The 22,040-nt window shown below is 61.4% G+C and carries 22 protein-coding genes; 15 read left to right on the top strand and 7 right to left on the bottom strand.

Annotated elements, in window-relative coordinates; translation table 11 throughout:
• The first annotated feature begins 53 nt into the window (after positions 1 to 53).
• Positions 54 to 1,247 carry an HD-GYP domain-containing protein gene (locus tag LNV07_RS07940; protein ID WP_263570646.1) on the top strand — a complete coding sequence of 398 codons (1,194 nt, stop codon included), beginning with the start codon at positions 54 to 56 and terminating at the stop codon, positions 1,245 to 1,247.
• Here LNV07_RS07940 and LNV07_RS07935 read toward each other — a convergent pair whose 3' ends face one another.
• From LNV07_RS07935 to LNV07_RS07915, 5 genes are all read right to left on the bottom strand, one after another.
• Complete coding sequence (locus tag LNV07_RS07935; RefSeq protein ID WP_263570645.1) at positions 1,248 to 2,312, bottom strand: homocysteine S-methyltransferase family protein; 1,065 nt, start codon at positions 2,310 to 2,312, stop codon at positions 1,248 to 1,250. It abuts the gene before it with no gap.
• A 125-nt stretch (positions 2,313 to 2,437) separates the two neighbouring features.
• The gene (locus LNV07_RS07930) at positions 2,438 to 3,160 is read right to left on the bottom strand and encodes a PEP-CTERM sorting domain-containing protein (protein ID WP_263570644.1); all 723 of its coding nucleotides are present in this window, start codon (positions 3,158 to 3,160) and stop codon (positions 2,438 to 2,440) included.
• Positions 3,161 to 3,336: 176 nt separating this feature from the next.
• Positions 3,337 to 4,062: a ProQ/FinO family protein gene (locus LNV07_RS07925; RefSeq protein ID WP_263570643.1), complete on the bottom strand. Its 726-nt coding sequence runs from the start codon at positions 4,060 to 4,062 to the stop codon at positions 3,337 to 3,339.
• Positions 4,063 to 4,131: 69 nt separating this feature from the next.
• Entirely contained in the window at positions 4,132 to 4,812 is a 681-nt protein-coding gene (locus LNV07_RS07920) for a DUF4197 domain-containing protein (RefSeq protein WP_397545535.1), read from the bottom strand.
• 34 nt (positions 4,813 to 4,846) lie between these two features.
• Positions 4,847 to 5,845, bottom strand: a complete 999-nt coding sequence (locus LNV07_RS07915; protein ID WP_263570642.1) for a fumarylacetoacetate hydrolase family protein — start codon at positions 5,843 to 5,845, stop codon at positions 4,847 to 4,849.
• A gap of 53 nt (positions 5,846 to 5,898) precedes the next feature.
• Here LNV07_RS07915 and LNV07_RS07910 point away from each other — a divergent pair, with 53 nt between their 5' ends.
• From LNV07_RS07910 to glcF, 10 genes are all read left to right on the top strand, one after another.
• On the top strand, positions 5,899 to 6,912 hold the full coding sequence (locus LNV07_RS07910; RefSeq protein ID WP_263570641.1) for a DUF3108 domain-containing protein: 1,014 nt from the start codon (positions 5,899 to 5,901) through the stop codon (positions 6,910 to 6,912).
• Positions 6,913 to 7,080: 168 nt separating this feature from the next.
• Positions 7,081 to 7,374, top strand: a complete 294-nt coding sequence (locus tag LNV07_RS07905) for a BTH_I0359 family protein (RefSeq protein WP_263570640.1) — start codon at positions 7,081 to 7,083, stop codon at positions 7,372 to 7,374.
• A gap of 109 nt (positions 7,375 to 7,483) precedes the next feature.
• Positions 7,484 to 9,796 (top strand): ATP-binding protein, encoded by a 2,313-nt coding sequence (locus tag LNV07_RS07900; protein WP_263570639.1) that lies wholly within the window; start codon positions 7,484 to 7,486, stop codon positions 9,794 to 9,796.
• 41 nt (positions 9,797 to 9,837) lie between these two features.
• A complete protein-coding gene (locus LNV07_RS07895) occupies positions 9,838 to 10,320 on the top strand; it encodes a retropepsin-like aspartic protease family protein (protein WP_263570638.1) in 483 nt (160 codons plus the stop codon).
• Positions 10,317 to 11,270, top strand: coding sequence for a TraB/GumN family protein (locus LNV07_RS07890; protein ID WP_263570637.1), 954 nt, complete (start codon positions 10,317 to 10,319; stop codon positions 11,268 to 11,270). The genes LNV07_RS07895 and LNV07_RS07890 overlap by 4 nt, the downstream gene beginning before the upstream one ends.
• A 73-nt stretch (positions 11,271 to 11,343) precedes the next feature.
• On the top strand, positions 11,344 to 12,066 hold the full coding sequence (locus LNV07_RS07885; protein ID WP_263570636.1) for a PhaM family polyhydroxyalkanoate granule multifunctional regulatory protein: 723 nt from the start codon (positions 11,344 to 11,346) through the stop codon (positions 12,064 to 12,066).
• A complete protein-coding gene (locus LNV07_RS07880) occupies positions 12,023 to 13,564 on the top strand; it encodes an FAD-linked oxidase C-terminal domain-containing protein (RefSeq protein ID WP_397545534.1) in 1,542 nt (513 codons plus the stop codon). The genes LNV07_RS07885 and LNV07_RS07880 overlap by 44 nt, the downstream gene beginning before the upstream one ends.
• Positions 13,565 to 13,567: 3 nt before the next feature.
• Entirely contained in the window at positions 13,568 to 14,653 is a 1,086-nt protein-coding gene (gene glcE, locus LNV07_RS07875) for a glycolate oxidase subunit GlcE (RefSeq protein ID WP_263570634.1), read from the top strand.
• Complete coding sequence (locus tag LNV07_RS07870; protein WP_263570633.1) at positions 14,640 to 15,332, top strand: class I SAM-dependent methyltransferase; 693 nt, start codon at positions 14,640 to 14,642, stop codon at positions 15,330 to 15,332. The genes glcE and LNV07_RS07870 overlap by 14 nt, the downstream gene beginning before the upstream one ends.
• On the top strand, positions 15,332 to 16,573 hold the full coding sequence (gene glcF, locus LNV07_RS07865) for a glycolate oxidase subunit GlcF (protein ID WP_263570632.1): 1,242 nt from the start codon (positions 15,332 to 15,334) through the stop codon (positions 16,571 to 16,573). Before LNV07_RS07870 ends, glcF begins: the two co-directional genes overlap by 1 nt.
• A 226-nt stretch (positions 16,574 to 16,799) precedes the next feature.
• Here glcF and LNV07_RS07860 read toward each other — a convergent pair whose 3' ends face one another.
• Positions 16,800 to 17,843, bottom strand: a complete 1,044-nt coding sequence (locus LNV07_RS07860; RefSeq protein WP_263570631.1) for a hypothetical protein — start codon at positions 17,841 to 17,843, stop codon at positions 16,800 to 16,802.
• Between the two features lie 105 nt (positions 17,844 to 17,948).
• Positions 17,949 to 18,566 (bottom strand): CDP-diacylglycerol--serine O-phosphatidyltransferase, encoded by a 618-nt coding sequence (pssA, locus tag LNV07_RS07855; RefSeq protein ID WP_263570630.1) that lies wholly within the window; start codon positions 18,564 to 18,566, stop codon positions 17,949 to 17,951.
• 424 nt (positions 18,567 to 18,990) lie between these two features.
• Between pssA and LNV07_RS07850 the strand changes: the two genes are divergently transcribed.
• The 4 genes from LNV07_RS07850 (at position 18,991) to LNV07_RS07835 (ending at position 21,915) form a co-directional block, all read left to right on the top strand.
• A complete protein-coding gene (locus tag LNV07_RS07850; RefSeq protein WP_263570629.1) occupies positions 18,991 to 19,638 on the top strand; it encodes a hypothetical protein in 648 nt (215 codons plus the stop codon).
• A 74-nt stretch (positions 19,639 to 19,712) separates the two neighbouring features.
• Positions 19,713 to 19,928, top strand: coding sequence for a hypothetical protein (locus LNV07_RS07845; protein ID WP_263570628.1), 216 nt, complete (start codon positions 19,713 to 19,715; stop codon positions 19,926 to 19,928).
• Positions 19,925 to 20,839 carry an HprK-related kinase A gene (locus LNV07_RS07840; protein WP_263570627.1) on the top strand — a complete coding sequence of 305 codons (915 nt, stop codon included), beginning with the start codon at positions 19,925 to 19,927 and terminating at the stop codon, positions 20,837 to 20,839. The genes LNV07_RS07845 and LNV07_RS07840 overlap by 4 nt, the downstream gene beginning before the upstream one ends.
• Positions 20,836 to 21,915 (top strand): nucleotidyltransferase domain-containing protein, encoded by a 1,080-nt coding sequence (locus tag LNV07_RS07835; RefSeq protein ID WP_263570626.1) that lies wholly within the window; start codon positions 20,836 to 20,838, stop codon positions 21,913 to 21,915. The genes LNV07_RS07840 and LNV07_RS07835 overlap by 4 nt, the downstream gene beginning before the upstream one ends.
• Positions 21,916 to 22,040: the final 125 nt, after the last annotated feature.

The following is a 22,040-nucleotide window of genomic DNA, read 5'->3' as shown; positions in this document are numbered from 1 at the left end:
CAGCGCAGCAACACGGCTGAATTTGCAGCCACATCAGCCGACAATGATTCAACATGGATCTGATACAGCTACCCCCCAACAGCCTGCGCGTCGGCCAGGTGCTGACGTTTTCCCTGCGCGACTCGTCCGGCAAGCTGCTGGTCGCCAGCGGTCAGACCCTGAGCAACGCGCCGCAAATGCAGGCTCTGCTGGCGAGTGGCGTTTGGGTCTTGGCTCACGAGACCAAGGAATACCATCGCGCTCAGGCCCACAAGATGGACACCTTGATGCACCAAGGCGCCAATCTGGGCGACATCGTCAAGGTGCAGGCCGATTTCATCAGGCAAGATCGCAACAAGAAGGTCGATCTCGGCGAGCAGGCCGCTTGGGCCGATTTGCAAATGCATGCACACAGCCTGCTGCGCGACCCGCGTACCGATGACTTCCGCGGCCGCTTCCAGCAACTGCACAACGATGCGGTGGCGCGCCTAAGCAACAAGCCCGATGCGATCCTGATGCTGTTGATTTACGACGCCAGCCAAGGCTTCGAGAAATACAGCGGCCGCCACGCCCTGCTCTGCCTGGCCTTGGCCGAATTGTGTGCAGCCAAGCTCGGCTGGCCCGATGACTGGCGGCTGGCGCTGACGCAAGCCGCCTTGAGCATGAATATCAGCATCAGCGCCCAGCAAGACCGACTGGCCACCCAGCTTGAAGAACCCAGCCACAGCCAAAGCCAGGCCCTGATTTCACATGGCGACCGCTCGGCCACCCTGTTGACGGAGCTGGGCGCTAGTTCCGAGTTGTGGCTCAAGACCGTTTGCCTGCACCACGATGCCGGCCCCGGCCCTTTGGCCGGCCGTGCCCCGGCCGAGCAATTGGCCCGACTGTTACGCCGCATCGATATGTTCGCCTCGCGCGTCAGCCCACGCGGTTCGCGCAAGGCGCAACCCGGTGCAATGGCGGCCCGCGCGGTTTTTTTGGATGAGCTGAAGCAGCCCGACGAAGCCGGCGCTGCCATCGTCAAGACCATCGGCCTCTACCCGCTGGGCAGTCTGGTGCGACTGGCCAATGGCGAGGTCGGCATCGTCTTCAAGCGCGGCCACAGCGCCACCGAGCCTATGGTCGCCAGCTTGCTGGGCAAAAGCGGCAACCCGCTCAGTGAGCCGGTGCCTCGCGACACCCGCTTGGCCGCCCAGGCCGTCAGCGCCAGCTTGGCGCCGCATGAGCTGAAACTCAGGGTGTCGATGGAAAAGTTGTTGAAGCTCTGATCAGGCTTCTTGCGTCACCAGCTCGCTGAAGAACTTCTCTCCGCTGACACGCGGCTTGTAGGCCGACACCTGGCGCGCAATCGCCGCGATATGGTCCGGCGTGGTACCGCAGCAGCCGCCGGCGATGTTCAAGAAACCGCTTTTGGCAAACTCCTCCATCAGCCGCCCGGTCACATCCGGCGTCTCGTCAAAGCCGGTGTCGCTCATCGGGTTGGGCAGGCCGGCGTTCGGGTAGCAGCTGATCGCCGTCGCACCCGCCGCCTTGGACAGCTCCTCGATATAGGGGCGCATCAGCGTGGCACCCAAGGCACAGTTGAGGCCAATCGCCAAGGGCCGGGCGTGGCGCACCGAATGCCAGAAGGCGGTCACTGTCTGACCTGACAGAATGCGGCCGGACGCGTCGGTGACGGTGCCGGAGACGATCACCGGCAAGCGCTCGCCGGTGTCTTCCATCAACTCATCCAGCGCGAAGATCGCCGCCTTGGCATTCAAGGTGTCAAAAATGGTCTCAACCAGGAACAGATCGACCCCGCCGTCCAACAAGCCCTTGGCCTGCTCGTAATAGGCGGCGCGCAAGGTGTCGAAATCGACATTGCGGGCACCGGGGTCGTTGACGTCGGGGCTGATGCTGGCGGTGCGCGGCGTGGGGCCCAAAGCGCCGGCGGCGAAGCGGGGCTTGTCGGGCGTGCTGTATTTGTCGCAGGCGGCGCGGGCGATGCGGGCCGCCGCCACATTCATCTCCAAGGCTAGGCCTTCGAGGCCATAGTCCTCTTGCGCGACCGAGGTGGTGCCGAAGGTATTGGTCTCAATGATGTCGGAGCCGGCTGCGAGGTATTGCTCGTGGATCTCGCTGATCACATCGGGCCTTGTCAGCACGAGCAAGTCGTTATTTCCTTTCAGGTCCTTGGGGTGGTCGGCAAAGCGCTCACCCCGGAAATCGGCCTCGGTCAGTTTGTAGCGCTGGATCATCGTGCCCATGGCGCCATCCAAAATCGCGATGCGCTGTTGCAGGATGGCGGGCAGGGCCGCGCCGCGGGTGTAGCTGATGGTGGAAGCGGTATTCATGCCAGCATTGTAGAAAGCTGCGCGGGTCTGGCGAAAAACAAACCTCAAAAACAAAAGCGCCCGCAGACATGCGAGCGCTTTTTCAGGCGTCGGGTCGCAAAGACCCCGCACCGTGGCTCTTGAAATCAGTCTTGCTTGCGGCGGCGACGCACCAAACCAGCCATTGCCAGACCACCGGCCAACATCAGCATATAGCTGCTGGGCTCGGGCACAGCGGCTGTCATGCCGTTGATGGCGAAAGGCAGTTCGACGGTCAAGGTACTACCAGCATCGGCCAGCCCGAGAAACGCAGCGCCGGCAATCGACTGCATCGCATTGCCGGTGCGGGCATCGGATGTTGGCGGCTGCCATGGGCCAGACGCCGCCGTACCGGTCAAGCTCCAGAGCAACCAGTAATGTCCGTCGCTCAAAGAAAAATCGGTCACATCTGCCTGCGCCTTGTAAATACCGCGTGCGGTACTGGTCAGGGTTGTTTCCGACACACGGTAGCCCATGCGCCCGCCATCTGTCACATTGGTGACGCCGCTAGCGACAACTGCACCATCGATGGAACCCGAAACAACGCTCCAAGATGCTTGTTGAAAGGTAAATGCGCCGGCATTGGTCTGATAGCCGAAGAAGTCCAGGCTCTGAACGTTCCAGCCGCCACCTGCAACGGTGAAGTCATCGGCAACCCGGTTATTGGCCGTGGTCTGTGCGCCGAAACCCAGCGTTGTTGCAGGCGAGGTCAAAACCGACAAGCCGGCGTTCGCGCCGGGGCCGTTCACCACCGGGCCATTGTTATAAAGCTCGGCCGCATTGGCCAGGCCGCAGGCAGCGGCAATGCTCAAAAGTACCAGACGTTTCATAGTTTCTCTCTCCACTCGGTTGCAATGACTGTTCGAGAGGGTTTGGCGTCTTTGTTCACCAAACCTTCCAGCGAAGTCATAAGTTATCAGCCGAGCGAAGAGATTTCACTAGCGTCTTCTACGCAAAGGTTTTCCGCAGCTTGACAAAGTCGGCACGCGCTGAGCAACGTGAAATATTACCGACCGCCGCGCCGCCCACCACGGCCAAGGTCGCGCTCTTGCGTGCGCTCACGACCACGCGGAGCATGCTGAGGCCGGTTGTCGCGCGCCTCGCGAGGGCCCCGTGCATCCCGCGCCGGCGGCTGTGCGGCGGCCTCTTGGCGGGCAATCTCCAGCAAACCGGGCAGCTCTTCGGGCGTCACACCTTTGAGCGCGCAGAAGTTGGGCAGGGTCAAGGTGGTGCGTTCGAAATCATGCAACAAGCCGGCGCGGTTACGGGCCTGCGCCTGTTCCAAGTCGATACGCTCTTGCTGAAGGCCGCGTCGACGGGCCAACTCTTCTAGCGCGGCGGCACGATGCTCATCGCTCAAATCACCGGCCGGCTGACCGTCCAGATCAAAACGGGTGCGGGCCTTGCTGATGGCCATCAAATAACTGGTGCTGCCGGTATGGCGACGCAAGAACGCCGATAAGGCCGACTTGGTAAAGACGCCGGGCGCACGCTCCTGAATATCGGCCTGCACGCGCAGCTTCAAGGGCTTGACGCCGCCACCGACGAACAAGGCCGGGAACAGCTCCTTCAGTTTGGCGGCACAGGCGGCCGGGCTCATCTCATTGGCGGCCGAGGCGACGGGTGTCGCGACCTCAGCAACAACTTCGACAGCGTCGGCTGCCACTTCGACAATCGCTTCGGCGGGAGTATCCAAAGCCAAAGTTGGCGCGGGTGTAAGGGCTTCGTTCATGGGCGGGCGCTGAAATACTACAAAAGGAATCAAGCCCGTATTGTCCACTGGACCGGCCCTTGAACAAAATCAGCCCCCAAACACCTTCTTCAACAAGGCGCTGCCGCTGGCCAAGGGATCCTTGCGGATCTTGCGTTCTTCTTCGGCAATCATCAGGAACAGCCCGTCCAGCGCACGCTTGGTCACGTATTGCTGGATATTGGCATCCTCGGCCTTGACCAACCCGAAGCCGACGCCCTTGCCGGCCACCGCGTTGTACTTTTCCGCCAACGCCACTTTTTCGGTCGCATGCGTGACGATGGGCAAAAACTGCGCGGTCAGGGGTTCGCGGGTCTTGGCGGCGAAGAAGCGGGTGACCGAAGCGTCGTCGCCCTTGATGATTTGCAGCGCGTCTTCGACGCTGATGGACTTGACCGCATTCAGCAGCAAAGGCCGAGCCGCCGGCACCGCGGCCTCGGCCGCCCGGTTCATGGCCAGCAGCAACTCATCCACCTGCTTGCCTTGGCCGGTCATTTTCAGCAGCTTGGCGCCGTCCTTCAAATAGCCCGGCAGCTCGATCTTGACCGCCGGGTTACCCATGAAACCATCCGTCTTGCCCAAGCCCGCAACCGCCGCCTCCGCGCCACGCTCCAGCGCCACGCGGATGCCCGAAGCGGCATCGCTCTCGGTGACGGCGGCCCAAGCCATGGCGGCGGGCAGCGTAGCGCCAGCGGCCAAAATCATCGTCAACATCATCTGCCTGCGTTGCATAGCGTCTCCCGTTTGAAATTTCATTCCGCCCGTATCAAGGCGCGAGCGCCTCGGCCAAGGAGGTGACATCTTGGTCGATGGCCCCGAACAGGCTGAGGCCATCGCGCCCCTTCATTTCGATCCGAATGCTATCGCCGAATTGCATGTACTCGGTCTTGGCTTGACCCGATTCCAGCAGCTCAAGCGCGCGCTTTTCGGCAATGCAGCCGTAACCTCGGCTGCTGTCTTTATTGCTGACGCAGCCCGAACCAACGATGGCCCCGGCGCGCAAACGGCGCGTCTTGGCCGCATGCGCGATCAAAGCCCCGAAGTGGAAGCTCATGTCCGAGCCGGCCTCGCAAAGGCCCACCTTGCGGCCGTTCCACATCGACTGCAGCGGTAGATCGACGCGCCCGCCACTCCAGGCCGAGCCCAACTCATCGGGGGTGACGGCGACCGGACTGAAGGCAGTAGCGGGCCGGCTTTGCAGCAAGCCATGGCCCTTGGCCAACTCGGCCGGCATCAAATGGCGCAGGCGCCAGTCGTTCACCAACATCAGCAGACGCACGCCCTCCAAGGCCTGCGCCGCCGACGCGCCGACGGCCACATCGCCGGTGACGACGGCCAGGCCGGCTTCAAAGTCGACACCCATCGCCTCGGATGCGAATTGCGCCGGCTCGCAAGGGCCCAAAAAATCATCGCTGCCACCCTGCATCATCAGGGGATCGACCAACTGGCCCGCGGCCAAATCGGCGCCACCGGCCTTGCGCAACAGGTCTAGATGATTCGAATACGCGCCACCGGCAACCCATTGGAAGGCCCGAGGCAAGGGCGCCATACATTGTTTGGGCTCGAAATTGAAGGCGTGGCGCAACTTGCCATGGTTCAGTTGGGCATACAACTCCTCCAACTGAGGCGACAAGAAACCCCAGTCATCGACGACTTGTTGCATGCGCGTGGCGATGCCGTTGGCGTAATGGGCCTGGCTCAAATCGCGCGACACGACCAGCAGTTGGCCGTCGCGTGAGCCATCTTTGTAGGTAGCAAGTTTCATCGATGAGGCAAAAAGCGGCAAAGCATTAAACAAAAAGCTGGCAGCATTGTCCAATGCGCAGCGTCCCCTGGTTCAATTCAACAACTCTTGTCGGCTTTTTTGCCGGCACTCATATTCGCCCCTGGGCATGGGCGGCTGCCTTCAGCTTGGCCGCGCATGGGCTGCTGCTGTCTCCCTGGCAGGCCGCCGAGCCGCTTGTTCCGGGCCGAACACAAGCCATCAGGGTCACCCCATATGGCCAAGCAGCCACGCCGACTCCGGCAGTGGCGCCGCCGGCAGCGCCCAAGCTAGCCAGGCCGGCGACGGCATCAGCCCTGGCAGCAGGCCCGGAACCGGTTCCGGCGACCGAAGCCGCGCCGCCTGCGGCCGAGTCCATCGCTCCGGACTCCGCGCTGTCGGCCGCCATCGCACCCGCCATCGACTGGACCTATCTGCTGCTGCAAAACGGCCGCCAAGGCCAAGCTCGGCTGACTTGGCAACCCGATGGCGCCGTCTATGCGCTGCGCTTGGAGCGCGAGCTGGAGGGCCGCCCAATCCCTGGCTCACGCAGCGAAGGCCGCTTGAGCTTGCAAGGTCTCAGCCCCGAGCGGTTCACCCAACAACGTCCCGGTCGGCCGGGCCAAGCCCCGCGCGATTCGGCCGCCACCAACTTTCGCCAGGGCGAGGCGCAAGGCCAGATCAGCTTTTCTACCAGCCCCGAGCTCGTAGCCATGCCCGAAGGCGTGCAAGACCGCATCAGTTGGTGGTTGCAACTGGCGGCCATCGTCGCCGCCACACCGCAACAGTTCCAGCCCGGCCGGGAATTGCGCATGACGGTGATAGGCCTGCGCGGCGAAGCCAGGGAGTGGGTCTTTGAGGTACTGAGCAGCGACGAGCTGGACCTGCCCCTTGGCCACATCGGCAAAACCGTGCATTTGCGTCGCGCAGCGCTCGGCCCCTACAGCGGAGAAGTCGAAATTTGGCTCGACCCCGCCCGCCACCATCTGCCGGTCCGTCTCTTGTTCACGATGCCCGATGAGCGCGGCTGGGAGTTGCAACTGCTGAACGAGGGTTTGCCGCAACCCTGATTCAGGGGGGAGATCGGCATCTTTTGACGCTTTGAGCACAAATCTCTCGCAGTAATGCACCGAAAAGATCCGAGTTCTGACATTATTTGTGCACGGCCAGGCGCGGTTTCTGCCGATAAGACTTGAAACAGGCGCCGCTGGCCGCAGTTGACGCTGAAAGGAGCCATCATGCACATGCTTTACAACTCCCCCAGTTTCAGTGTCGTGAAGTTCGACATTCAAGTGGCCGAACCCCTTCCTGGGGAATTTTTACTTGCCAACCCGGAACTGCAGTTGAACCGCGGCGGATTCGAAATCGTCGACAAGTTCAGCCGTAAAGAAATCTTCATCGAAGGCGCGCTGGCCCAACAGTTTCAGGACGGCGTCGAGGCCTTGATCGAGCAGGATCCGAGTGAAGAAGACCTGGATGATTTCATCGAAAGCTATGCCAGCATGGGGCATCAACCGGTGGTGATGCACTAAAAGCCATGAAAAACAGGCTCTAGGCCACTTGTCCTCGGCACGCGGCTGAGACAAGATCGGGCAGCGCCGCGCAGTCTGTGGCGCGCAAGACTGCGAGGAGCTGCCCATCATGGTCAAGCGTTTGGCTGACGCTCGTGTAATGCCCTCACCGGGCCTCAAGGAGGCGCCGGTGATGGATCGGATGTGCACGCAGTTCGTGCTGACGCTGACCGTCAAGCATGCGGGGCGCTTCAATCTGCGCCGCGACTTCAATGGGCTCTTGTCCTTCACCGGCCGCCACTTGGTCTGGCCAGTGCGCGTGTTGGGCCGCCTGCGCGACTACCTGAATCAGCGCTGCCTCTCCAATGAACTTTGGAATGGCCATGAGGCGCTGAGCGACGAAGCTTTTTTACAGCGCCACGGCATCTGGAGCGGCCCTTTCTCGGAGTCGACGCTGTTCTTCTACCTCGATGAATATGTCAAGGACGCCCCCAAGGACATGATGGCCTTGCTGGCCACCACCAGCGAATGGCTGGACCGCCAACTCAAACGCGAATCAACGCTGGTCGAGAAAAACATCGAGGCGCTGGGCACGCTGCTGCAACTGAACCCGGCCGAGCGCGCGTTGCTGCTTTACGGCACGCTGGCCCGCTATCAGCGCGAGTTGCGCGGTGCGCTGGTCGAATTCAAGGTCAATACCGCGCAAGAGGCATTTGCGGCGATTGCCGCAGTAGCGGGCGTCAACGCGCAAGAGGTGGCCGAAGCGCTGCGCGCAGGCTCAAGGCTGGAGCGCATCGGCATGGTCGAGAACCTGATCTCCGAGCACAACATCACCGATCTGGCCGACTTGATGAAGGTCAGCGATCAGCTGCCACCGGTCTTGATGCGCGAGTACAAAGGGCCGCATGATTTGATGGCGGTGTTCACCCGGCCGGCCTCGCGCAGCCTCTTGAGCGCCGACGATTTTCAGTTCGTCGCCGATGACCTGGCCGTCTTGAACACCATGCTCGGCAATGCTGTTATGCGCCACGAGGCCGGCGTCAATGTGCTGCTGTATGGGCCACCCGGCACCGGCAAGACCGAATTGGCCAAGGTCGCCGCGCAGGCCGCCGGCCTGGACCTGTACGAAGTCGAATATGCCGACCGCGAGGGCAATTCCCTCTCCGGCCGCGACCGTTACCGCTCGCTGCAGATCAGCCAGGTATTCCTGAAGGCGAGCGAAAACGTGGCCTTGCTGTTCGATGAGGTCGAGGATGTGTTCCCGCCGCTTTCCAGCGACACCGCGCAGCTGATCGCCCGGCTTGATTCGGCGCTTGAGGCGCCGGCCTCGGGTTCGGTCAGCGGCAAGGCCTGGGTGAATCAAATTCTGGAAACCAATCCGGTGCCGGTGATCTGGATCACCAACCGCATCGAGCAAATCGACCCGGCCTTCCGGCGCCGTTTTCAGTACCACCTGGAGTTGAAGTCACCGCCACCGGGTGCACGCCTAGGCCTGGTCACCAAGGCCTTGGCCGATGTGCAGGTGAGCCCCGAGTTCACCGCCAAGCTGGCCGAGCGGCGCGGTTTGACGCCGGCGCAAATTCGCACCGCCGTGCGTTTTGCCCAACTTGCCGGCCAGGCCAATGACTGCGAGCAAATGATTGAGCGCCAGCTCGAGAACGCCGACAAGGCGCTGGGTCAGCGCAGCCGAGAGCGCTTGGCTCGTCCGGTGGTGACGCAATATGCACTGGATCTCTTGAACTGCGAATCGCGCTTCGAAATCCCCCGCATCGTCGCCGCGCTGGAAAAGCGCGGTTGCGGAAATTTATGCTTCTACGGCCCACCGGGCAGTGGCAAGACGGCCTTGGCGGAGCATATCGCGCAGGCCTTGGGTCGGCCCTTGATGGTCAAACAAGCGAGCGATCTCTCCAGCAAATTTGTCGGCGAGACCGAACAAAATATGGCGCGCATGTTCGAGGCCGCAGCGGCCGAGAACGCCGTCTTGCTGCTCGACGAGGCCGACAGCTTTTTGCGCAGCCGCCGCATGGCCGAGCGCAATTACGAAGTGTCCGAGGTCAATGAAATGCTGGCCGGCATGGAGCGGTTTGCCGGCATCTTTATCTGCACAACCAATTTGTTCGAGGACCTCGACGAGGCGGCCTTGCGCCGTTTTGCCTTCAAGATCGGTTTCAAGCCACTGAGCGGTGCGCAGCGCGAACGGATGTTTTTGCGCGAGGCGCTGGGCGAAACGCTGGACGAAGGGAGTCGCACGCTGGATGCCGATCAAATACAACGTTTGGCCGCCTTGGATGCATTGACCCCGGGCGACTTTGCCGCCGTGCGTCAGCAGGTGGAGATTCTCGGCGAGGCGCTGACGGCGGATGAATTTCTGGCCCAGCTTGAGGCCGAGCACCGCATCAAACCTCACGTGAGGAATCGTCGCTCGATTGGCTTCAATCATTGAGCGATTCGATTTTGCTGCGGAGTTCATGGCAAGCTAGCGCCATGAACAAAGAATTGCCGCAAGGCCTCAAACTGCTGACGATCTGGTTGCTGATCTTGCTCGTGGTCTTCATGGGCTTCAAGGCCTGGGAACATCAACGCGCACAAAGCCTGGTCTCAATCGATGGCGGCGCCATCGTTCTCAAGCGCGGCCCCGATGGCCATTTCCATTGGCCGGGTGAGGTCAACGGGCTGGCGGTGGATTTTTTGGTCGATACCGGCGCCACCAGCACCGCCTTGCCTCAGGCCTTGGCCGAGCGGGCCGGTTTGGTGGCGGAAGCGAGCGTCAGCTCTCAGACCGCCGCCGGTGTCACGCGCGGCTACCGGGCTCGCGCCAATATCGCGTTGAGGGGCGGCGTGCAAGCCGAGCGTTTGGCGGTGACCGTGCTGCCCGCCCTAGGCGCGCCGCTGCTGGGCATGGACATTCTGGCCAAATTGGACTTCAAACAGCAGGACGGGACATTGCATATCCGGGCGGATCGGTGAGGCGCTGGCTGCGCATTTATTGCTCGTTTTTGTTGAGCCTGGGTTTTGGCGGCCCTGCCTGCGCCGCCGCCTGCCCTCCAGCGCCGACGCAAGCGACTGCGGCCCAGGCCGCGGCTTGGAGCCGCCTGGCTCAAGACCATGGCCTGCTCTACCGCATCAGCCGGGATGGCCGTGATTCCTATGTCTACGGCAGCTTGCACATCGGCCGGCCGGAATGGGCTTACCCGGGGCCAAAGTTGCGCGCAGCGCTGGAGCGAGTCGACGTCCTGGCCTTGGAACTTGATCTCAGCGATGCGGCGACCTTGCAGGTCTTGAGCCAGCCCCCCGCGCACGCGCCTGAGCTCAAACTCACGCCCGCGCTGCGCAAACGGCTGGACGCGCAGGCAAGCGCCGCCTGCTTGCCGGCCGAGGCCTTGGCGCGTCAACACCCGTTGATGGCGCTGAGCACCTATACGGTGCTGGCGGCTCGCTGGGATGGCCTCGACCCAAGCTTCGGCCAGGAGACCCTGCTGACTCTGTGGGCGCGCGAACATGCCCTGCCCATCATCGGGCTCGAAGACGCTGCCGGCCAACTGCGGGCCTTGATCCCTGCCGATCCGAAGCTGGCCCTGCTCGCCCTGCAAAAAGGTTTGGCGCAACTCGAGCAAGGCCGCGTTCGGCCCATCATGAAGCGCCTGGCACAGGCCTGGGCGCAGGGCGATCTGGCGACGATGCAGGATTACGCGCACTGGTGTGACTGCGTGGAAGACGCGCAAGATCGCGCCGATTTCGTCCGCCTCAACGATGGCCGTAATCCGACGCTGGCCGCAGGAATCGAGGCCCGCCACGCGCAAGGTCAGTCCGTGCTGGCCGCTGTCGGTGCCTTGCACCTCAGCGGACAGCAGTCACTGCTCAAGCAATTGAGCCAGCGTGGCTTTGTTGTTCAGCAACTGCATCCCCGGCCTAACTGACAAGCTCTTCGGCAGTCGCCGGCGTACCATTCGTTCATCTCCACCCCATGCCAACTTCGCCCGAAGGAAATTTATGACCGACAACAGTTTCAGCAAATTCGTACCCGGTTTTGATTTTTTACAAGGCCTGGTGAAAGGTGCCGGCGCGGCTCTGCCCGGCGTCGGCCAATGGGTGGCACCGACCCTGAACCCGGAGGAGTTGGCCAAGCGCATCGATGAATTGCGTACCGTGCAATTCTGGCTGGAACAAAACGCCCGCATGTTGGGCGTGACCATCCAGGCGCTGGAGGTGCAGAAGATGACGCTGGCGACGCTGAAGTCGATGAATGTGCCCTTGGAACAATTGAGCGAGGCGCTACAAGCGCCTGTCGCGTCCACCTTGGTAAATCCGCTCGCCGCCGCTTGGCCTGGCTTGACGCCCGAAGCGAAAGCACCCGCTACCAAGGTCGCGCCAACGCCTCCGGCCGCGCCAGCATCAACGCCCGCCGCTACTGCGAGCGAGACTGCCGCGAAGCCCGCAGCGCCGGCCGCCGTTGACCCCTTGCAATGGTGGGGTGCACTGAGCCAGCAATTCACCCAGCTGGCAGCCAGCGCCATGAAGGACAGCGTCACCGATGGCGCCAAGAATCTGGCCGGCAATATCGTCAAGCAGTCACTCGATGTCGCCGGGGATACCCTACGCAAGGCCGGTGCCGTGCCGGGCGCCGTGGCGGGGCAAGTGGCCAAAAGCTTGGCGCCGGCCAAAGCCACCAATGCTGCGCCCAAGGCCGCTCCCGCGCGCAAGCGCAAGGTCTAAGGGGCCGGCGGACTTGAGCAAGATCGACCCCGCGCAGCGTGCACACGCGCAGGCCAAACTCGTGCAGGCATTGGCGCAGGAGTTGCCGAGCCATGCGCTGCTTTGGCATGCCGAAGACACCACGCCCTATGAATGCGACGGCCTGACCGCCTACCGCCAACGCCCCTTGGCGGTGGCGTTGCCGGAAACCGAGGCGCAGGTCGCGGCCGTGCTGCGCATCTGTCACGGCCTGCAAGTGCCGGTGGTGGCGCGCGGTGCCGGCACCGGCTTGTCGGGCGGCGCGATGCCGCATGCGCAGGGCCTGACGCTGGGTTTGGCCAAGTTCAAACAAATCATTCAAATCAACCCGATTGCCCGCACCGCGACCGTTCAATGCGGCGTGCGCAACCTTGCCATCTCCGAGGCTGCAGCGGTCCACCGCCTGTATTACGCCCCCGACCCGAGCAGCCAGATCGCCTGCACCATAGGCGGCAATGTGGCCGAGAACTCCGGCGGCGTACATTGCCTCAAGTACGGCCTCACCTTGCATAACGTCTTACGTGTGCGCGGCTTCACAATGGCTGGCGAGGTGGTCGAATTCGGCTCCGAGGCCCTGGATGCCGCCGGGCTGGACCTGCTAAGCCTGATCGTCGGCAGCGAAGGTATGTTGGCCGTCATCACCGAGGTCACGGTCAAACTGATCCCCAAGCCCGGCTTGGCGCGCTGCGTGATGGCCAGCTTCGATGACGTTCGCAAGGCCGGCTTGGGCGTGGCCAACATCATCGCCGCCGGCATCATCCCGGCCGGCCTCGAGATGATGGACAAGGCGATGACGGCCGCCGTCGAAGACTTCGTCCATGCCGGCTATGACCTGAGCGCGGCGGCTATTTTGCTGTGTGAAAGCGACGGCACGGTCGAAGAAGTGGCCGAAGAAATCGAACAGATGCAGGCGGTCTTGATGGCCAGCGGCGCGACCCATTGCGAAGTCAGTGTGGACGAGGCGCAGAGGCTGAAGTTCTGGAGCGGCCGCAAAAACGCATTCCCGGCCTCGGGCCGCATCAGCCCCGATTACATGTGCATGGATTCGACCATTCCGCGCAAGAACCTGGCCGACATCCTGCTGGCTATTCAACAGATGGAGAAGAAGTACCAGCTGCGCTGCGCCAATGTCTTCCACGCCGGGGACGGCAATCTGCATCCACTGATCATGTTTGACGCCAAAGACCCGGATCAAATGCGTCGCTGCGAGGAGTTTGGCGCCGACATTTTGGAAACCAGCGTTGCCCTCGGTGGCACGGTGACGGGCGAACATGGCGTCGGCATCGAGAAGCTGAATTCGATGTGCGTGCAATTTTCGGCTGCTGAACTGGCGCAGATGCATGCCGTCAAGCTGGCCTTTGACCCGCAAGGTTTGCTCAACCCCGGCAAGGTGATCCCGACGCTGCACCGCTGTGCCGAATATGGCCGCATGCATGTCAGCCGCGGGCTCTTGGCCCATCCCGAGCTGCCGAGGTTCTGAGCGATGCCGCATCAAATCGAACAACTGCAGGAACAAATCAAAGAGGCGGCCGGGCGCGGCGGCAAGCTGGAGATTCGCGGCCAAGGCAGCAAGGCCTTTTACGGCCAGCAAGCCAAAGGCGAGCCCCTGGACATGTCGGGCTATAGCGGCATCAGCAACTATGAGCCGAGTGAACTGGTGGTGACGGTCAAGGTCGGCACGCCGATTGCCGAACTGGAGCAGGTGTTGGCCGAGCGGGGTCAGCACCTGGCCTTTGAGCCACCTCGATTTGGCGGGCGCGGCAGCGTCGGCGGCATGGTGGCCTGCGGTTTGAGCGGGCCGGCGCGGGTCAGCATGGGGGCATTGCGCGAGCATGTTCTGGGCGTGACGATGCTGAACGGCAATGCCGAGGCGATGAGCTTTGGCGGCACGGTGATCAAGAATGTTGCCGGCTATGACGTCTCGCGATTGATGGCGGGTTCGATGGGCATTCTGGGCGTGCTGCTGGAGGTCTCTTTGAAGGTGCTGCCCTTCCCCAAGGCACAGGCAACGCTGCGTTTGGAGCTGAACCAAGAGCAGGCATTGAATCAACTGAACCGATGGGGCGGCCAGCCGCTGCCGATCAATGCCAGCGCTTGGTGGGATGGCGCCCTGCTGCTGCGACTGGCCGGCGCGCAGGCGGCCGTCCGCGCTGCCTTTCAGGCCATCGGGGGCGAGCTGATTGAGCCCGAGTTGGCCGCGCCGTTCTGGGCAGGTTTGCGTGACCACAGCGATGAGTATTTTGCCGGCGCGGCGCGCGCCGTCGAAGGCGGCGCCAAGCTTTGGCGCTTGGCATTGCCTCAGACCGCGCCGGCCTTGAGCTTGCATGGCGAGCAGCTATTGGAGTGGGGCGGCGCGCAACGCTGGGTCGCCACACCCATGTCCGGCGCTTTGGTGCGCGAGGCAGCGGCCAAGGCCGGCGGTCACGCCACCTTGTTTCGCGCCGCCGACAAAAGCGGCGGCGTATTCACACCGCTATCGGCGCCGTTGGCGCGCATTCACCGCGAGTTGAAAAAATCATTCGACCCGCAAGGCATCTTCAATCCAGGCCGGCTTTATGACGAACTTTGAACCCAGCGCCGATGTTTCGATGACCGAGCAAATGCCTCGTTACTACGCGCAACGCGCGCTCGAATACGAACAAGTCTTTGCGCGCCCGCACCGCCAGCCCAATATCGCCACGCTCAAACAATGGCTGGGCGAGCAGTTCAGCGGCCGCCATGTGCTGGAGGTGGCGACCGGCACCGGTTTTTGGCTGCCGGCTGCCTCCGCCGATGCCTTGAGCTGGCAATGCACCGATATCAATGCCGAGGTGCTGGAAGTCGCCAAGAGCAAATCGCTTGATTTCTCAAAGCTGAGTTTTCGCTTGGCCGATGCCTACGCCCTGGATCTCGTGCCCGTGGGTGCGAAATCGCCGTTTGATGCCGCCTTCGCCGGCCTGTGGTTTTCGCATATACCGCTGCACCGCCAAGCTGCTTGGTTAGCTCAGCTGCATGCGCAATTGGCACCGGGCGCGACGGTCATCTTGATGGACAACCGTTTTGTGGCCGGCGACAGCACGCCGATCTCGCGCGTCGACGCGCAGGGCAATGGCTACCAGATGCGCAGCCTGAACGACGGCAGCCAGCATGAGGTACTGAAGAACTTCCCCAGGTTTGGGCAAATGCACACGCTGCTGGACGCAGACGCGCAAGACATCGAATGGCAAGAGCTCGACTATTTCTGGACCCTCAAGTACCGCCTGCGCTGATGCAAATCCAACTTGCCCCCGAATTCCAAGGCAGCGCGGTTGGCGCCGAGGCCGAAGCCATTCTGAGCCGCTGCGTGCATTGCGGCTTCTGCACCGCCACCTGCCCGACCTACCAATTGCTGGGCGACGAGCTGGACGGACCGCGCGGCCGCATTTACTTGATCAAGCAAGTTCTGGAAGGCGTCGAGCCGACGCGCAGCACCCAGCTGCATCTGGATCGCTGCCTGACATGCCGTAACTGCGAGTCCACCTGCCCTTCGGGTGTGCAATATGGGGCTTTGCTGGAGATCGGCCGTGGCATCGTCGAGGCCAAGGTGGAGCGGCCGAGGCAGGAACGAGCCGTGCGCTGGCTGCTGAAAGAAGGCCTGACCTCCCCCGCCTTCAAACCCGCGATGAAGCTGGGCCAATGGCTGCGTCCGCTGCTGCCCGACAGCCTGAAGGACAAGGTCCCGACGGCGACAAGCGCACGCGCGCTTGACTGGCCGACTCGCAGCCATGACCGCAAGGTTGGGCTGCTGATCGGCTGTGTGCAGCCCAGCATGGCGCCCAATATCAATAGCGCGACGGCTCGTGTGCTGGACGCTGCAGGCATTCAAACCCTGGTGGCCGAGGGCGCCGGATGCTGCGGCGCGATCCGCAGCCATTTGAATGATCATGCCGGCGGCTTGGCCGACATGCGCCGCAATATCGACGCCTGGTGGCCGCTGGTTGAAGGCCTGACCGAGGCCGGCAAGATCGAAGCGCTGGTCATGAATGCGTCCGGCTGTGGCCTTATGGTCAAGGACTACGGCCACGCCTTGCGCGCCGACCCAGACTACGCCACCAAAGCCGCCAAGATCAGCGCGATCACCCGCGATCTGAGTGAATTGCTGCCCGATCTGCTGCCTCTGCTGAAGCCATTACTGAACGGCGCACAGCAAAAACTGGCCTATCACCCACCCTGCACCTTGCAACATGGCCAGCAGTTGCGTGGCGGCGTCGAGGCGGGGCTGCGTGAACTGGGTTTTGATGTGCAGCTGGCCAGTTGCGACAGCCATCTCTGCTGCGGTTCGGCCGGCACCTACTCGGTGTTGCAGCCCGAGTTGTCCAAGCAGTTGCGCGACCAGAAGCTGCAGGCCCTGGCGCCGCTGCATGCGCAGGCCATCGTCTCGGGCAATATTGGCTGTATTCAGCACCTGCAAAGCGGCACCGCGACACCGGTCCAGCATTGGGTGGAGGCGCTGGATCAGGCACTGGTCTGATAGTCGCCATGAATAGTGCGCTTACCGCACGCATCAGGGCAAACACCAAGACCACAGAAAAACCAAATTCCCATAATTGGCCACAAATACAGGAGGGGGACGCCGACGAGGGCCCCAAGCCAGCCAGCCTAAACTGAACCAGGCCAGCCAGCCAGATGAGTCCGGATACCGTGATCGGTGTCCGGACTTTTCTTTTTTCAGAGCTCTGCCCCTTGCTCGATCAGCATCATTGCTCGCGCGCGGACAGCCTCTCCCGCAAGCGAAGCATCAACGTATCGACGACAGGTAGTGCATTCCACGCCGGATCTTGCCTGTCACAATGTGCCAACGCGTCTGCCGATGCGCGCAAGGGCGCCGTCAGATGCGCATAACGCCGATTCAGCACGGGATCATTCAGCAATTCAAGAAAGCGCAGGTGGATATACAGAGCCGGCAAGCTCTTGGCATGGTGACTTCCGATGCTTGTGCCGCCAACATGCATGGCAGGCAAATCCTCTTGCGAGGAGAGAAACTTGATCTGCTGTCCCTGCGCAAGTGCCACTCCCAACAACACATGCAGGGTGTCACGGAAGTTGTGATACGACTTCCAAAAAGTCCGCTCGCCGAGGCCGATCTGAGCCATGGCGCTTCGAGCCGAGGGAGGTATCTCCCGATAGAGCTGCGCGCCGATACCAAACCGCCGCATTAAAAGCCTCAGCGGCTCCGCGTTAAAGAAGAGCAGAAAAGTCAGCGGAAACGTGAACTCAACGCTGCGGCTCTCTTCGCCAAAAAGACTGAGCAAGCATTCATCCGCTGCTGGTTTCAATTGATCAAATATGGCACCGTCAAACACATAGCAGTCATGGTCGATGATGCCGAAGTTGCCGCGGTGATTTTCCAGCAGCAGATTGATCACATGGCCGTGCTCGATGCTGGCCCAGGGGACTGTCCGCAACACAAACATCGGCAAATCTGGAAAGCGTTTTATCAGCAAATCGCGCTCCCATTGCCGTGCGCCGTTGCTAAGCAACACCAAATCTGCCCGCCCTTTCAGCAATGCCAAGCAAGGCAATAGAAAATGCAAGGTGAACGGCATCACGATGACATAGAACCGCGGCAAGGCGCTGTTTGGGAGACTGCCCTGGAACCGGACAAAGCGCCGCAAATTGAACGCTTGTTGCACGCGCCCACCGTCGAGTCGCTGCGCGAATACCCGCCACACCCTCAATAGCGTTGCCGTCGGTACGTGCAATAAAAGCACGGCAAAAAGGCCCCAGCCACGCTCGCGCATTGGCCGCATCGCCGCGCTTAGGCGCCGCAAAAAAAGTCTAAACCGCCAACCCATCAACAGGTCCGAAATTCCGACTGGGCCATAAGTCAAGCCAGCGTCAGCGGCTCAGAGCTTCGGGACGCGGATTCGGCTCACCATCAGCGAGCCCGACAGCGCATACAGCAGCACCAGGGGGTGCAAGTAGAAGCCGGCGATATCCAGCTTGCCGAACCACATCTGGTCACCCAGCGCACCTTGCGCGGCCGCGATCCACATCACGATGACCAGGACCAAGGACGTGGGGATGGGCGTGCCCTCGAAGTATTTGACCTTGTCACCGCCTTCGCTGAGCGCCTCTGCCGTGACGTTAAAACGGGCCAAGCGGGAAACCCCGCAAGCAACGAAAAAGACCAGCACGATACGATCAAACAAGCCCTGCATGCCGCAGGCGTATGCAATCGCGGCCGGGGCCACGCCGAAGGAGATCACGTCGGCGAGCGAGTCCAATTCGCGCCCCATCGTCGATGACTGCTGGCGCCAGCGCGCCACGCTGCCGTCCAACACATCAAACACAAAGGCCAAAGGAATCAAGGCGCAGGCGTAGTAAATATGCTTGACGTCGCCGGTCTGCAAGAACGTCATGACCGAGAACAGCGCGCCCATGCCGGCAAAGGAGTTCGCCAAGGTAAACCAGTCGGCGAGATGGAACTCGCGGATCATGGAGAAGGGTTTGGGTCGAGTCATGGGCGAAGCATAAGGCAAGCCAAAGGCCTGCCCAAGCGCCTTTGGCTTGCCCCTGAGAGTAGACCGCCCCGGGACTCCCCCTAGAATTTGGAAGAAAAGGAAGCGCCCTACCCCCTGATATAAGGGGGGCTTCGCCGTATCGCCAGAAGGCGGCATGGTGTCCAATGGGACCGCAAGAACCGTGAAACTGCGAACAGTCGCTATTTTTTGCGAGATTGGCCTGAGTTTTGTGTACTTGTGATCATTTGCGCTACACAGAACATTTAGGCGCTTGCTTTTTTAGCACAAAATGCTGTCTGAATATTTTAAGGTAGAGCATTTTCCGCCGCCTCGCTACACAACTATGCATGCTGTGTACGCGCTGCTTAAGGGCGATGCTGGCACCGCAAGATCCCAATTTTGAATCGACCGAGGCTTTAACACCATGAACGAGCAGACGAACGACAAAGGTAGTGACGACCAACAAGCCTCTGCGGACGACAAGGTTGATCAGGGTCGGCGCCGTTTGGGCACGGCCAGCGTCACCGGTACGGCGGTCTTGCTGTCTCTGCCGAGCCGCTCGGCGGTGGCGGGTTGGGGTTCCTGCACCGGATCTGAGCTGGCCTCGGGTAATTTGTCACGCGCTGCGACAGCCAACCCTTGTGGCTGCAGCCCCGGTTTCTGGGGCCCGGCAAACCTAAATGGCACAGCTTTGTGGAATAAAACACCAAAGCTATATACCAAGTACCCTCGGACTGCCAAGTTCAACACCGTGTTTGGCGTGACATTCTTTAAAAACACAGCCAACATTACCTTGGAGCAAGTCTTCCCGCAACAGAAAGCCGGGCCAGGGAAGGGCTATTTCAACAACTTCAATGCTAGTGACAGTACTGCGATGCATGCAGTGGCAGCGCTGCTGAATGCCGAGTTTTACGGCCTGCGTTTCCCAGCGGGTTACGCAGATGGCCTGGCCGCCATTGCAGCCTTCCGGGCCGCATGCACTGGAGGGACTCTCACTACATTCGTTACCCATGTCGACGTCTACTCGAGCAGCAATACTTGGTGCAATGGCAAGGATCACGGTGGCATATAAGTCCACAAGAACTTGTGCCTGAGCTTAACCTCCGCCTTGGTCGAAGCGTCAAATGGCGCGCTTACGCCGACGCTATGGTTGTTCATGTTGGCGAAAGCTGTGAAACCCATTTGCTACCAGTACCGTTTGAGCCACTGCTAAAGGCTCCGTTCAAGGTGGTCGCTGTAGACGAACCCGGTCGCATCGAACTGACTCCGGACGGCGCTGAGGTCAATGCTGGCCTGATTTTGGTGTCGCGCAACTTCATCGAAGAGCTGATCCAGCTCAAAGTTCTCGAATCGATCTCTTGAGGTTAAATCAACTTTCGCAGGCCGAGTTGCAGGCATGTCTGTCGCTTGACGGCCTGCTGATTCCTTGCGGCACATTCAGTGTCAAGCTCCGCTCCGATATACCTACGCTGGCGAGTGGCTTGCTGCAACTTTATGGCGACTTTCCTTTGCTGGGTCCGAAAAGCTATGTCGATTTTGAGGTTGAGCTGAATGCGCCCTCTTGGTTGCGCCGACAATTTCGGCCCCAAGTGGTATTGAAATGCGACGGGCGTATTCCTTTCAAACCCTTGCCGATGGAGCAGGCCTTCGCCATGCTGGAATGGGGGCTGAACTGGGTCATCTCCTCACACGCGCATGACTGCTTGGTGATCCATGCCGCTGTGGTGGAACGCGATGGGCGCGCCCTGATCTTGGCCGCCGACCCCGGCTCGGGCAAAAGCACTCTGTGCGCCGCTCTAGTCCACCGGGGCTGGCGCTTGCTGTCCGACGAGTTGGCGTTAGTTTCGCTGACCGATGGCTTAGTGAGACCGATTGCCCGCCCGATCAGCCTGAAGAACGCCTCGATCGGGATCGTTCGCGCGTTCGGGCCCGAAGTGGTGGTCAGTGAAGCCTGCCACGACACCGCCAAAGGCTCTGTCGCACATATGCGGCCGCCCACCGCCAGTGTGGGGGCGCTGCGCCAGACTGCCATGCCGGCCATGTTGGTATTCCCGAAGTACAGCGCAGGCGCACCGCTGCTGAGTCAGCCCGAAGGTCAGGCCCACGCCTTCATCGAATTAACTCGCCACACCTTCAATTTTTCGGTGCTGGCCGGCGAGGGTTTCGACGCTTTGGGGCGCTTGATCGATCGAGTGCGATCGCAGCGCATTCAATATTCCTCCTTCGATCAAGTCATCCCGGAGATTGAACGCCTGTGGCAGAGTGCAGCATGAGCCCCATCGCAGCGCAACCCTATTTGTTAACTGCTACGCTGCGCCAGCCAGAGCGAGCTCGGCGCTATGGCACGCGAGACTGGGAAAGGCTGGTTTGGCAGAGCCGCGCGGCCGAGTTGATGGCGCAACTGCATCTAGCCCTCGATGCCGCCGACGTTCTGCGGCTCGCTCCAGCGGAAGCGCAACGCCACCTGAATCTAGCCGCGGAAATCGCTGCCCGCCATGCCAGCGCTGTGCAAAGCGAGTTGCGCGAGCTGCAAGAGGCCTTGCATCTACTTGATGTGCCGGTATTGCTGCTGAAGGGTGCGGCCTATTGCGTGCTGGCCAACCCGGCCTCGATAGGCCGGATCTTCAACGACATCGACATTCTCGTGCCCAAGCTGGCCTTGCCGGGAGTCGAGCAGCACCTGACATGGGCTGGCTGGCATCCATCGAACACCAATGCCTACGACGAGCGCTATTACCGCGAATGGATGCATGAAATCCCGCCGATGGAGCACAAGAACCGTGCCACCGTGCTGGATGTCCATTTCACGATTCTGCCGCCCACCTCGGGCATCCGCCCCAATCCTCAAGATCTCTTCGACTCCGCACTGCAATTGCCGGGCGAGTGGTCGTTTTTCCGCGTGCTGGCGCCGACCGACATGGTGATCCACTCTGCCTGCCACCTGTTCTTCGGAGAGTTTCACAAAGGCCTGCGCGATCTTTACGACCTGCACCGACTTCTGAGCGACTTCTCGGCACGAGCTGAATTTTGGCCCGGCTTGGTCGCCCGCGCCCAACATCTTCGTCTGGGGTTGCCGCTGCTGGATGCACTCCAGCAATGCCGCCGTCTGTATGAAACCCAGATCCCGGACGATGTGATTGCTGTGTTGCAAGCGCAGGTCCGAAGTCCGTGGCCGCGCTTTATGCGCGCATGGATTTTCGAGCATGCCCTGCGTCCCGCCCATGCGTCGGCATTCGGACCAAGCACCCGCTTAGCGCACTGGATGGTGTTTGTGCGCAGCCATTGGTTGCGCATGCCGCTGCCACTGCTTGCCTACCATCTCGCCCACAAGGCCTTGTTTGCGCAGTAGCAAGCCTCACGCATGGACTCCGCCTCTAGAGCACAGCCAGAGTGCCCGCGCGCCAATTCCCGAACCGGGACCACCCAGCTCAGGATTTACGGTTTAATCGACATCTAGGCCGCAGCGGCCACGAA

Source organism: Roseateles oligotrophus (assembly GCF_025717515.1).
Lineage (GTDB): Bacteria > Pseudomonadota > Gammaproteobacteria > Burkholderiales > Burkholderiaceae_C > Paucibacter_A > Paucibacter_A oligotrophus.
This window is presented reverse-complemented; position numbering and strand designations above follow the sequence as displayed.

Excerpts from the sequence above, each read along its gene's own strand:
- LNV07_RS07940 (WP_263570646.1), top strand. The coding sequence starts at position 54 with ATGGATCTGATACAGCTACCCCCCAACAGCCTGCGCGTCGGCCAGGTG.
- LNV07_RS07935 (WP_263570645.1), bottom strand. The coding sequence starts at position 2,312 with ATGAATACCGCTTCCACCATCAGCTACACCCGCGGCGCGGCCCTGCCC.
- LNV07_RS07930 (WP_263570644.1), bottom strand. The coding sequence starts at position 3,160 with ATGAAACGTCTGGTACTTTTGAGCATTGCCGCTGCCTGCGGCCTGGCC.
- LNV07_RS07925 (WP_263570643.1), bottom strand. The coding sequence starts at position 4,062 with ATGAACGAAGCCCTTACACCCGCGCCAACTTTGGCTTTGGATACTCCC.
- LNV07_RS07920 (WP_397545535.1), bottom strand. The coding sequence starts at position 4,812 with ATGCAACGCAGGCAGATGATGTTGACGATGATTTTGGCCGCTGGCGCT.
- LNV07_RS07915 (WP_263570642.1), bottom strand. The coding sequence starts at position 5,845 with ATGAAACTTGCTACCTACAAAGATGGCTCACGCGACGGCCAACTGCTG.
- LNV07_RS07910 (WP_263570641.1), top strand. The coding sequence starts at position 5,899 with ATGCGCAGCGTCCCCTGGTTCAATTCAACAACTCTTGTCGGCTTTTTT.
- LNV07_RS07905 (WP_263570640.1), top strand. The coding sequence starts at position 7,081 with ATGCACATGCTTTACAACTCCCCCAGTTTCAGTGTCGTGAAGTTCGAC.
- LNV07_RS07900 (WP_263570639.1), top strand. The coding sequence starts at position 7,484 with ATGGTCAAGCGTTTGGCTGACGCTCGTGTAATGCCCTCACCGGGCCTC.
- LNV07_RS07895 (WP_263570638.1), top strand. The coding sequence starts at position 9,838 with ATGAACAAAGAATTGCCGCAAGGCCTCAAACTGCTGACGATCTGGTTG.
- LNV07_RS07885 (WP_263570636.1), top strand. The coding sequence starts at position 11,344 with ATGACCGACAACAGTTTCAGCAAATTCGTACCCGGTTTTGATTTTTTA.
- LNV07_RS07880 (WP_397545534.1), top strand. The coding sequence starts at position 12,023 with ATGCTGCGCCCAAGGCCGCTCCCGCGCGCAAGCGCAAGGTCTAAGGGG.
- glcE (WP_263570634.1), top strand. The coding sequence starts at position 13,568 with ATGCCGCATCAAATCGAACAACTGCAGGAACAAATCAAAGAGGCGGCC.
- LNV07_RS07870 (WP_263570633.1), top strand. The coding sequence starts at position 14,640 with ATGACGAACTTTGAACCCAGCGCCGATGTTTCGATGACCGAGCAAATG.
- glcF (WP_263570632.1), top strand. The coding sequence starts at position 15,332 with ATGCAAATCCAACTTGCCCCCGAATTCCAAGGCAGCGCGGTTGGCGCC.
- LNV07_RS07860 (WP_263570631.1), bottom strand. The coding sequence starts at position 17,843 with ATGCGCGAGCGTGGCTGGGGCCTTTTTGCCGTGCTTTTATTGCACGTA.
- pssA (WP_263570630.1), bottom strand. The coding sequence starts at position 18,566 with ATGACTCGACCCAAACCCTTCTCCATGATCCGCGAGTTCCATCTCGCC.
- LNV07_RS07850 (WP_263570629.1), top strand. The coding sequence starts at position 18,991 with ATGAACGAGCAGACGAACGACAAAGGTAGTGACGACCAACAAGCCTCT.
- LNV07_RS07845 (WP_263570628.1), top strand. The coding sequence starts at position 19,713 with ATGGTTGTTCATGTTGGCGAAAGCTGTGAAACCCATTTGCTACCAGTA.
- LNV07_RS07835 (WP_263570626.1), top strand. The coding sequence starts at position 20,836 with ATGAGCCCCATCGCAGCGCAACCCTATTTGTTAACTGCTACGCTGCGC.